Genomic DNA, 1951 nt, shown 5'->3' on the forward strand with positions numbered 1-1951 from the left:
TAGGGTTCTCAAAAAGAAATATTTGTGAGACCGTGCAAATCATCAAATGATGAAATGAAAATAAAATTATGGGGTTATTATAGTTTGGGAAAGTAAATATGTCCTGCAAAAGAGAACCTATCGGGAAATTCTTTCACATCTACTATCCTTAAAAAAAGGTTTCGTAATTCCAGCGCATTATTACCAAATAGTAAAATTTTATGCCATAATACGCACTCAAAAGACATCAAAAGGCTCTAAAGTGAACAAAAAAAGTATGCCTTATTTTGCTAGTGCATCTTTTTTTATTCTTATGGTATTTTTGTTTTGGGTGCTTGTGGTTTTCCCTGCTTTAACAGCGATGCAAGCATTATTTGATAGCACTGCTATCAATGTTCTTATGTTTTGTTGCATGCCTGTTTCTGCTGTTGTTATCATATTCTCCGCGTTTGGGATACTCGATAAGGAAAAAAATAAGCCATACGAAAAAAGAAGCGTAAAAGAGATATTGCTTTTAGGGATAAGCTTGAGTTTTGTGGTTATTCCAGCAATTGTTGTTTGGTTGATGGAGTATATTCATAAAGGTATATCGGTCCATTAAGGAGGACAAAATGAATAAACTTCCAATAATATTGTGCGGAAATGGACTGAGCCCAATATGATATACTTGTGTAAAAAAATATGGGAACTGATAAAAAGATGGTTGGGTTATCTTTGTCGCACTTTCACCATACGCTTAAGGAAACAAAATACCCCGCAAAACAATCAATCAAATTTACAAGACTTGCTTTCAAAAGAAAGATTAGATTCTTACGAAAGTATTCAACAGCACTTCGAAAATCTTAAATTTATCGGCGATATTACTCCAAAGATTGCCACTATAGAAGTATCTCTAAGAAACCTGCTTGATAGACAATTAGGAGGGGCAGATTCTAATTGGATACTCAATACAAGCGATGAAATCTTAAAAGAGGAGCTAAAGCGAATCAATAAAAGAGAAAAAATTGTTGCGCCACAAACGCTAAGTCATCATCAATACCTCTCCAAAGTCTCACTTGGTATAATAATCCACCTTATCAAAGAGAATAATCTCCAAAATGCCTTGCTTAACTTAGATGATATAGATTTTAAGAAATATTCTAGCAGTAATAGAAACCACTATTTTTTTGGACCTAACAAGAGTTCAGATTTTCTTAATATAAATAAGGTTGATATAGTCTTAAGTTTATTACAAAATATTAGAAATCGAAGTTATCATTGGGAGAATATTTTCAAAACAAGAAATAAGAATGGCAAAACATATCCTAGATTAACTACAAAGCTTAATAACACCTTTATTGGCGTTGAATCAAACAAGATACATTTATTTCTTGACGATTTGCTAAATACTATCAGTAAGGAATTACTGGATATTATTAAGAGAGTATAACAGAGGTGGCGGTATAAGCCCCGCCTTCGAATTTCGCCCGCAATTCTAGCAGAAAATACTTAAACAACGCTTAATATCTCCAACCTTACTTTGCAAGCTCCCCCTTCTTATCTTATTGTCTTCAAATTTTCATTCATTGGTTTTGTGCCTGCGCTTTTGTTAAGATAAAAAATAAGACTTAGCAATTACGCAGGAGAATAAAATAATGCCCATACAAAACGCCACAAATAAAGAATACTATGAAGCTTTTTATAATCCAAAATATGATTTTTTAGGACAATCGTATGCCTCAATGTATCCAAACCTGCATAAATATCCAGCTACAATGCTTCCTCAAATTGGCTTAGAACTTTTAAAAGAATTTAAAGCAGAAAAAACAAATCTTTTAGACCCCTATTGTGGAAGTGGAAGTAGTTTTGTTGCTGCTTTGGATTATGATATAAAAGAATTTATAGGATTTGATCTAAATCCTTTAGCGATAATGATTTCAAGGGCTAGATTAACATATACAGAATCAAATGAACTTCTAAAAGAGCATAAAAT

General features: G+C 32.6%; 2 protein-coding genes and 1 pseudogene. All 3 read left to right on the forward strand.

Annotated elements, in window-relative coordinates:
* The first annotated feature begins 241 nt into the window (after positions 1-241).
* Complete coding sequence (locus tag CQA49_RS09720; RefSeq protein WP_115575747.1) at positions 242-580, forward strand: hypothetical protein; 339 nt, start codon at positions 242-244, stop codon at positions 578-580.
* A gap of 57 nt (positions 581-637) precedes the next feature.
* The gene (locus CQA49_RS09725; protein ID WP_258864301.1) at positions 638-1408 is read left to right on the forward strand and encodes a hypothetical protein; all 771 of its coding nucleotides are present in this window, start codon (positions 638-640) and stop codon (positions 1406-1408) included.
* A 205-nt stretch (positions 1409-1613) separates the two neighbouring features.
* Positions 1614-1951, forward strand: a pseudogene (locus CQA49_RS09730) (50S ribosomal protein L11 methyltransferase); the annotation flags it as partial.

The sequence above is a fragment of the Helicobacter sp. MIT 00-7814 genome (genome assembly GCF_003364115.1).
Taxonomy (GTDB): domain Bacteria; phylum Campylobacterota; class Campylobacteria; order Campylobacterales; family Helicobacteraceae; genus Helicobacter_F.

Excerpts from the sequence above, each read along its gene's own strand:
- CQA49_RS09725 (WP_258864301.1), top strand. The coding sequence starts at position 638 with ATGATATACTTGTGTAAAAAAATATGGGAACTGATAAAAAGATGGTTG.